The following is a 10214-nucleotide window of genomic DNA, read 5'->3' on the forward strand; positions in this document are numbered from 1 at the left end:
TACTATGACGCCAAACTATCTTTGGAATGGCAAAACCCTGGATCAGCAACTTGCCGGATGGTCCAGTATCTGGGGAGATAAAACTGCGTTGATTTATCAAGAGCAGCGGCTAACTTACCATGAACTCCATCAATCTGCGGAAAGGCTAGCGAGCGGATTGTATCATCGTGGAATACGCCGTGGTGATAACGTTATGGTACAGCTACCTAACCGTATCTCCTTTGTTGTCACCTGTTTTGCCTTGTTTAGGCTAGGGGCTCATCCAGTATTATTAATGCCTACCCAACGGGCACATGATGTTCATGCGCTTTGCCAGATTGCACGTCCGGTGGCTTATATTATTCCTGATTGTATCCACGGTTTTGACTATCGAAAAATGGCGCGGGAAATTGCAGCATCTTGTGACGAACTTAAACATATTATTGTGGACGGAGAGGCAGAAGAATTTATCCCATTCGCCTCCATTGAGGAGGAACCGCTCAATATTTCTGGTCCAGATTATGGCGATATTGCCGTACTTTTGCTTTCCGGCGGAACGACAGGCACACCAAAATTAATTCCGCGTACTCACGATGCCTATACCTATGATTTTGTGCTCTCCGCCCGTCTGTGCTCAGTAAATACTGAAAGCGTCTATTTAGCGGTATTGCCTGTTGCACATAACTTTACTTTAGGCAGCCCCGGGATTCTTGGCACCCTTTCTCAGGGAGGATGTGTACTCCTCAGTGATACAGCTAGTTGTGATGAAGCCATGCCATTGATCGAGCAGCATAAAGTGACACATTTAGCATTAGTACCGGCTCTTGCACGGCTCTGGGAACAAGCTCGTGACTGGGAACAAAGCGACCTTTCATCCCTGCGCTGCTTACAAGTCGGTGGTGGCCGGCTCACACCGGAACTGGCAGAGCAGGTCATGGCACGTCTTGGTCCTTTGCAGCAAGTATTTGGTACAGCGGAAGGATTACTTTGCTATACCCGACTAGACGACCCTTATGACGTTATCATTAATACCCAAGGGCGCCCATTGTCAGAAGAGGATGAGATCAAACTTGTTGATATCAATTTGCAACCTGTTGCATCTGGTGAAGTAGGTGAACTGATTACACGAGGTCCTTACACCATTACAGGATATTACCGTGCTGAACAGCACAATACCGTCGCTTTCACCACGGATGGATTCTACCGCACAGGCGATTTGGTTCGCATCAGACCAGATGGCAACCTGATCGTTGAAGGACGGATTAAAGAGCAGATTAACCGCAGCGGTGAAAAAATTTCAACGCTAGAAGTTGAAACATTATTACTGCAACATCCAGATATTGATGACGCCGTTGTGATCGCTGTCCCGGACGAATTACTGGGTGAACGCATTTGCGCTTGCCTGCCAAAGAGCATCAACCAACCCGATCCTGCACAAATGCAAGCATTCTTGCATCAAGAAGGTGTTCAGCGTCATAAAATCCCTGACCAATGGTTATTTGTGGCGTATTGGCCATTAACCGCGGTAGGAAAAATCAACAAACGCCAGTTAGTACAAATGGCCCAGGCAGAAAATAACAGCCTCATGCAGCAATATCGTGAACAGACGATTACGATTACCAGCAATCCGTTAGATCTGGTTACCCACTTGCTTGCTGATAATGATGCACAACCTTGTATGCTCTATGAAATAAAAGGTGAATGGTCATTGGGAATAGGCTGCGCCGCAACCATAAGTGCAGATGCATCGGGACAATTGATTGATTCACAAGGTCATCATCATCCATACGATATCAATACACTCAGCCAAAAACTTGAGCAAGTACTCAACGCTGTTCCGATTAAAGACTGGCGTGCTTATGGCAAAACATTATTTGAATTTTCCCATATGACGTATGGGATATCATTAGAACAACAAAATGAAGCGTTAATAAAAATTACCATTCCACAACATGAATTACGCATAACTCAAGGACAGGTTCTGATACGAACACTGGAAGAAGCGCAAATATCCATATTGAGCGAGAAAGTCAAGCGCGCTGATCAATTAGGCACACCGATTTTCCCATACACAAAAGAGATGGAAATTATCAACACAGCAGACGCGGCAAAAAATTATCAAGACAACGTTGCAAATGCGGTTAAGGATATTGCCGCAGATCACTACCAAAAAGTGATCCTGTCACGCCGGGTTGATCTTGGTTCAAATATTGATATTACACACAGTTACTGGCTGGGCCGTCAGGCTAACACACCTGCCCGCTCTTTCTTCTTACGTGATGGAGATTTCTCTGCTTACGGTTTCAGTCCAGAAACCGTCGTTGAGGCCGAGGGTTCGGGTTGGGTTAATACCCAACCGTTGGCTGGCACCAGAGCATTGACACATGACAAGCAGCAAGATCAGAAATTGCGAGCCGATTTACTTTCTGATCCGAAAGAAATTTCCGAACACGCTGTTTCGGTCAAACTTGCATTAGAAGAATTAGCGCCGATTTGTCAGCCAGAAACGCTTTGTGTATCAGAATTTATGGCTATTCGTGAACGTGGTTCGGTACAACATTTGGCATCACGAGTCAAAGGGTTACTACAAACAGACAAAAATCGCTGGGATGCATTCATTGCCTTATTCCCGGCAGTCACCGCTTCAGGGATACCGAAAAAACCTGCTTTACAAGCTATTTCTCGATATGAAGATGAACCTCGTCGGCTTTATAGTGGTTGTGTCATGCTCTTGGATAGCACAGGTAAACTGGATGCCGCGCTGGTATTACGCTCTCTCTACCAGCATAAAGAACGCTGTTGGCTCCAGGCCGGTGCCGGATTGGTCAGAGATTCAAGGCCAGAAAGAGAATGGCAGGAAACTTGTGAAAAACTTGAGTGCATTATGAAATATATTCGCCCTTATGCTGACAAAAAAGACTAAAAGCTTATTGGGATAGGTAGTCATCATACTTTCGGGGAAAACCAGAATGATATCTGGTTTTCCCTACATTAAAAGGATGTACACCCACCATCTAACAAAGCCTGTTCATTACAACGACGACCATTCGCCAATTGGCAAACAGGAATTTGATGACCATTCAATTGCTTGGTTAATGCCGGAATTCCCCCTGCATCAGAGCAACTTTCACTGGCATCTTTACTCAGATAAATACCCAAATCAGAATATTGATAATGTTTGTATCGGCTTGATGAAGTATCTGCTTGATGCCCGCTGCAACCTGCTAATATAGCACCTACCAGCAACAACATGACAAGGATAACTCCCCGCTTTAACAGCATATTTTCTCCAGTTTAACTATCGGATTAGGATATAGATCAATGCCCTGCACTTTTGGAAAGCAAATTGATGACTAAAACACCTGCAATAATAAGAAGAATACCGATAATTGCCGGTAAATCCAATTTTTGCTGGTATAAAAATATACCTGCAATAGAGACTAAAACGATACCAAGGCAAGACCAAACGGCATAAGCAATCCCCAAAGGCATCACTTTTACAACTTGTGATAACGCCCAAAATGATAAACAATATCCCATCACCACAACAATAGACGGCACTAATCGGGTGAAGCCATCGGCAGTTTTTAACATTGTTGTCGCTATCACTTCAGACAAAATCGCGATAAACAAATAACCCCATACATTCATATTACTCACCAAGCCAAAGTTTTATAAGACAGATCAAATTTCAAAAAAACCGCTTAATCTACCATAAGTTAAAATACAATACATTAACGAAATGAGGTGTTTTTTCTTTATGAAAAAGAATAATAATAAGGGAAAAAAGCATAAATCCGGCAGAGAATTATTCAATAAAATAAAAATGATTATTCCATTAATCTATCCACATGTATCAATATTATTTCCACCCATAAAAATCACCTTAAATAATTTATCATAAAAATGACTTAAAGAAATTATTCACTCCAATATAAAAAAGAACAGGAAATTATTTTTTGCGATAAAAAACACTATAATAGCAATTTAAATACCAACAGGTAACCATAAATAAACTAAACCAGATCGCATTATATCCATAGAAAATTAAAAAACATAACCATAACAAATAAAAAATATTATAGACTTCAATGCAAATGACTATCACTATTGAAACTTGAAGAACTACGACCATAAAATCATGATCATGGAATAATGGGTAAAAATAATGACTATTCTCGAAAATAAAAACAAACTGTGCGAAACAGGATAAGTGCCGAAGATATACACTTAAATAGACAAAAAATAAAATTTTAAACCTTGGACAAACAATTTTAACTATTTAAAATGAGGGGGAATGCTGAAAGATTGCGAGATTAGCTGTAGTGATACCATGATAGATCATGCTAATACCTATTAAATAAAATAGTAACCTGATGTTAAAAATCGTAAAAGTTCAGATATAACATAATAAATTATGTTAATGCCAAAACATAAATGAATTAAGGTTAGGCAAGCACTGAAATCTACTCATTTGTATCATGAATTACAAATAACTTGTAAACGGAATGCATTCGTATAATTTACTATGAGAACACTTGAAGGTTCGTTGAATTCGAACTTATATAACCTTCATCCCGCTCAAGAGGATGTGTTTTATGAGCAAACCTTTCATGAAAACAATCCGTTACACAACCTGGGCTGGTATACCTTGATGGAAGGTGAAGTTGATATCGTCATCTTGCAACAAGTTTGGCGATTACTATACCAACATGTTGATATGTTGAGGTTACGCATATCCGTTAATTCGGATAATGAAGCAACCCAATATATTCAGAATCAGAGTAATACTGAATTAGTCATATTCCATGATTTTACAATGCAGCCTAATCCTGAAAAAAAAGCAAAACTTTGGATGCAGCAGCAGATAGATATTCCCATTAACTTTCCAAATGCGTCCTTATACCAAGCCTCATTGCTTCGTATTACGAACGAGAAACACTACTTCTTCACTAAATTCCATCATATTATGATTGATGGGGTTGGTTTATTTCGGTTACATGAATATACCCATAAATTATATGCATGTCTGAAAAGTGGAGCATCAACAGCCTGGTTAGCAGAAATTCCACAATATTTAGATAACATAGAAAAAGCAAAAGAATATCTGACTTCTTCTTATTATGAAAAAGATAAAAACCACTGGTATGATTTTTTAACAAAAAACGATATCCATCAATTAACTCCTTGTTATCAGAATAGGGGTTCCCGTAACGACATGTTGGTATTACCGTTTTCAATTAAAGCTGATTTACTTGCTTTTTGTGAAAAAAATAAAACGAACTTTCTTGCTGTCTTTTCGAGCTTAGTTATCATTATGATGTCAGAACTGACAGGGCAACAGGAATTAACATTTAATACCATTACTCATGGCAGAAGGACAAAATCAGAGAAATATGTCGTAGGGATGCAGACAAATATCTATCCGGTACATTGCCATGTTTCTCACACAATCAGTGTCACTGAACAGATTAAGGTAATAGAATTAGCGCTAAAAGAGAGTTATCACCACGGCCAGTTCCCTCGTTCTCACTTGATTCGCATGGCCAATAACCATGGCATTGCTTTACCTAATATATTTATATTCTATGAAAGGCTTTCAGAATCAGCATCTGAAATCAATCAGGCGCAGCATTATATTGTAGATGGGGGATTTAACACTGATCCTATCGTTTTTCGCTTGCAAGACTTTGGATATGATCAGGAGCTAACAATAGCGATAGATTATTTACGGGAATATTTTAGTGAGCAAGATGTAAAACAAATACTTGCGCGATTGCAGAACTTATTGACTGCTTTACTTAACACACCTTCTTTATTCGTCAATGAATTACCTATCTTATTAGAACAGGAGTGTCACACCCTATTACACAGTTGGAACCAGACTGATGCATCCTACCCACAGGATAAAATCTTACAGCAACTGTTCGAGGCACAGGCAGAAAGAACACCGAATAACGTGGCGCTGGTATTTGAAGAGAAAACCCTGACCTATCGTCAACTCAACGAACAGGCAAACCAGCTCGCCGTTGTGATACGTGAACACTGCCAGCGGCAATGCAATGCACCGATGCAAGCCGATACACCAATCGCTCTATACCTCGACCGCAGTCTGGAGATGGTAGTCAGTATCCTGGCGGTACTGAAAGCCGGTGGCGCTTATGTACCGATCTCTCCTGAATATCCACCGGAACGAGTTCAATTTATTCTGGCAGATACCGGAAGCCTGTGCGTGCTAACCCAACAGCGGCACCTGACAACACTGGAGAAACATACCCACACTTTGCCAATTCAGCCAGCGCTGATAGCCACAGATGACTGCACAGTCACCCAAGACCAAGCAGTGGAAAATTTAGTGCCAGTGAACAAAAGTACTGATTTGGCCTACATCATCTACACCTCCGGGACAACCGGACAGCCGAAAGGCGTTGAGTTGACTCACCGAAACGTCATCAATCACCTGTGTTGGATGCAATCCCAATATCCATTAAGTGCATCGGATAAGATCCTGCAACAAATCCCTTATACCTTTGATGCTTCAGTCTGGGAGTTGATTGCAGCGAACTGTTTTGGCGCCAGTATCGTGCTGCCCTCACCGAATGTCCATAAACAGCCTGAGGCCTTATATCAACTGATACAGAAAACTGGCGTGACGGTGGTGCAATTTGTCCCGTCCATGTTAGGTGCTTTCTGCCAAACGCTGCGGGACTTAGGGCAGCTGTTACCCGGCACTATCCGTTATGTTCTGTGTGGCGGAGAGGCGTTGACGATGTCCCATGTCAACACGTTTAGATCTATAAATAGTCATTCGAGTACCTTAATTAACCTTTATGGTCCTACAGAAACAACAAATGATATTACTCACCTTGATGTAACCGATGAAATGAGTGGCAATATCCCCATTGGCAAAGCACATCATAACACCCGCCTGTATGTCCTTAATCATTATGGCAAACTGTCTCCCATTGGCGCCCCTGGTGAGTTGTATATTGGCGGTGCAGGGCTGGCAAGGGGGTATCGGAATCGTCCAGATCTGACCGTCGAGCGTTTTGTGGAAAATCCGTTTGCCACAGACGAAGACAAAGCCCGGGGTTATACTCGCCTGTACAAAACCGGTGATCGGGTACGCTGGCTGCCGGACGGTAACCTGGAATATCTGGGACGCTATGATTTTCAGGTCAAAATTCGTGGTTACCGCATTGAACCGGGTGAAATCGAAACAGCCTTGTCTTCTCACCCACAAGTGAAGCAGGCAGTAGTGATCGACCGAGAGCATGTGGGCCATAAAGCACTGGCGGCTTACCTGGTTACCGACGAAGCCTTGACCAATGACACTCTGATAGAGCATCTGTCAACTCACCTGCCGGAGTACATGATACCCGCCAGCTTTACCCGCATTGATGCCATTCCCTTGACTATCAACGGCAAGCTCGATCGCCATGCTTTGCCAGATCCTGAGTGGGAAGACCGAGAGCTTTATATAGCGCCACGCACTGAGTTGGAAACCCGATTGTGCACGCTTTGGCAAGACGTTTTAGGATTAGAACGGATCAGCATTGAGGATAACTTCTTCCGTATCGGTGGCGACTCGATTGTCAGTATCCAGTTGGTCTCCAAACTGCGGCAGATCGGTTTCTCCCTGCAAGTCAAATCGATTTTTGAAGCACCAACAGTAGCACGGTTAGCGCAACTGCTGACACAAACACCATCTCCGGTAACTGTGGTGGCAGAACAGGGATTATTAAACGGGGAATTTGATCTGTTGCCTATCCAGCAGGATTTCTTCAACCAGAACCTGCCATGTCCGCACCATTGGAATCAGGCATTTATGATCCGACTGCCAGGCAATATCAGTCACGCTGCTATTGAACAGGCGCTGATCGCACTGGCTGAACGACATGATATGTTACGTGTCCATTTTGTTGACACCGAACAAGGTTATCGTCAGTGCTACCCCGCAGAAATGCCGCCCTGGTTACCCACATTACAGCATTGTGATTTCAGTGAGTTAAATCACCAGCAACTGACCCAATGGCAAAGTAGCTTTAATTATTGCACGGGACCTTTATGGCAAACTGCTCATCTGACCGGATATGCTGATGGCAGCGCCCGTTTATTCTTCGCATTTCATCACCTGATTATTGACGTGGTGTCGTGGCGGATTATTGCTGAAAATATACGCCTGCTACTACAGGGAACAGCGCTGCCACCGAAAACCAGCAGTTATCGGCAATGGGTTGCTGCTGTCCATCGCTATGCCATACAGCATCAAGACGAAGTGCCCTACTGGCAGGGAGTCATGGCGGGGGAAAAAACTTATCCGGTGACGGGAGAACTCAACACGCATCAACTGAGTTTATCAACTAAACTGACAAACACTCTGTTGCATGAGGCTAACTTAGGTTATCACACTGAAATTAACGACTTACTGCTTAGTGCCCTCACACAGGCATTGCAGACAACATTCTCTCGTACGGTAAACCTCATTACTCTCGAGGGGCATGGGCGGGAAACTATCGACAGTGCTCTGGATGTCTCCGAAACTGTGGGCTGGTTTACAACCACTTATCCTGTTCGTCTGACAATGCAAGCCGATGTCGCGGAAACCATTATTCACACCAAAGAAATGCTGCGGGCCGTACCGAACAAAGGCATCGGTTATGGGGCGTTACGTCAGGCCGGATACTTATCAGAGAATTTGCCAGCTATCAGCTTTAATTACCTTGGGCAATTTGGGGGTGAGGCCGGACACATTAACCATCAGGATTGGGCGCTGACCAACGAAGACTGTGGTTCAATGATCGCCAACGAGAACATTAGCCATTTACTGCTGGATATCAATGGCGCAATTCAGGCAGGAAAACTGCAATTCAGTATACTGTCTCGCTTACCATCAACCCAAACACAAATGTTTATCACCGCCTTTGAGCAAGCACTCAATAGTGTTATCACCACCGGCCAAAAACAGGCTCAATTGGGTAGTGTGAGAACGCCCAGTGATTATGAATTTAAAGCGGTTTCAATTGAACGCTTAAATCGTTTGCAACAAAGCTATCAGGTGGAAACCCTGTATCCCGCCACCAGTTTGCAGCAGGGATTTATTTATCATCATCTGGCTCAACCACAGGATGATGCCTATCGTGTGCAACTGTTGTTGGATTATCACACCCAACTCAACCTTGCCGCCTATCAGCAAGCCTGGTCGCTGGCTTCACTGCGCTTTCCTATCCTCAGAACAGCATTTGATTGGGAAGGGGAAATTTTGCAGATTGTAACCACAGGTGCCAGTATTAATTCGGCGAACTTCGAGCTTAAAGATATCAGCCAATTACCAGAAGAAGAACGAAACAAAGAGATTGAAGCGATCCAACAACATGACCGTACTCTGCCTTTTAATTTACAGCAGCCCGGATTAATCCGATTTACCTTAATTAAACAGAGTGAACAACTGATAACGGTGCTGATCACCCAACACCACACTATTACTGATGGCTGGAGTGGCCCGATTTTATTACAGACTGTGCACGAGTATTACGACATGCTGGTACAAGGACAGAAACCTCAGATCGTAGTGGAGCACGCTTATCTGGCAACCCAGCAATACTATCTGGGGCATCTGGCTGAGTCAGAAAGGTATTGGGCGGAACGCAAAACACATTTCCAGGGAACCAATGATCTATCATCCCTGTTAAATCATCATGTTAATCTGACACAGATAAAAACCATCGAAAAACCGGCTGAACAGGCGCTTACTGTAAAGGGAGGTGATTATACGCAACTTAGGGATGTGTGCCGTGAACAAGGCATTACCCTGAATGTGGTACTGCAATTTGCCTGGCATAAATTACTGCACAGCTATACCGGAGATGAACAGACTATTGTCGGCACCACCGTCTCCGGACGCGATGTACCGGTGGACGGTATTGAGTCCAGTGTCGGCCTGTATATTAATACCTTGCCATTAATAGTGCAGTGGCATAAAACCAACAGGGTGATTAGCGTCTTACAAGCTATACAGAAAGATATCGCCGCACTCAACAGTCACAGCGCCGTCTCACTGGCCAGTTTGCAATCCGACGGGGAACGGCTATTCCATAGCCTGTTTGTCTTTGAAAATTACCCCGTCCCTGTGGCAAGCGAAAATAAGGCAGGGATTGAAAACACCCTGATATTCCGCCAGGCCATCGAAAAAACCGATTATCCATTATCACTGATGGCCTATGAACAAGATAATT

Annotated in this window: 4 protein-coding genes; 2 read left to right on the forward strand and 2 right to left on the reverse strand. The window is 43.4% G+C overall.

What is annotated here, in order from left to right; translation table 11 throughout:
• Window positions 1-4: 4 nt before the first annotated feature.
• Window positions 5-2902: a salicylate synthase gene (locus tag Xets_RS26770; protein WP_370588258.1), complete on the forward strand. Its 2898-nt coding sequence runs from the start codon at window positions 5-7 to the stop codon at window positions 2900-2902.
• A 68-nt stretch (window positions 2903-2970) separates the two neighbouring features.
• Here the strand turns inward: Xets_RS26770 and Xets_RS17950 are convergent, their stop codons facing one another.
• Complete coding sequence (locus Xets_RS17950; RefSeq protein ID WP_099132331.1) at window positions 2971-3261, reverse strand: DUF333 domain-containing protein; 291 nt, start codon at window positions 3259-3261, stop codon at window positions 2971-2973.
• 36 nt (window positions 3262-3297) lie between these two features.
• Window positions 3298-3630, reverse strand: a complete 333-nt coding sequence (locus Xets_RS17955) for a multidrug efflux SMR transporter (RefSeq protein ID WP_099132330.1) — start codon at window positions 3628-3630, stop codon at window positions 3298-3300.
• An 898-nt stretch (window positions 3631-4528) separates the two neighbouring features.
• Between Xets_RS17955 and Xets_RS17960 the strand changes: the two genes are divergently transcribed.
• Window positions 4529-10214 (forward strand): non-ribosomal peptide synthetase (locus Xets_RS17960; RefSeq protein ID WP_255430682.1); only part of this gene is annotated, 5686 nt, incomplete at its 3' end.

The sequence above is a fragment of the Xenorhabdus sp. TS4 genome, from assembly GCF_014467265.1.
GTDB classification, from domain to species: Bacteria; Pseudomonadota; Gammaproteobacteria; order Enterobacterales; family Enterobacteriaceae; genus Xenorhabdus; species Xenorhabdus ehlersii.

Excerpts from the sequence above, each read along its gene's own strand:
- Xets_RS26770 (WP_370588258.1), top strand. The coding sequence starts at position 5 with ATGACGCCAAACTATCTTTGGAATGGCAAAACCCTGGATCAGCAACTT.
- Xets_RS17950 (WP_099132331.1), bottom strand. The coding sequence starts at position 3,261 with ATGCTGTTAAAGCGGGGAGTTATCCTTGTCATGTTGTTGCTGGTAGGT.
- Xets_RS17955 (WP_099132330.1), bottom strand. The coding sequence starts at position 3,630 with ATGAATGTATGGGGTTATTTGTTTATCGCGATTTTGTCTGAAGTGATA.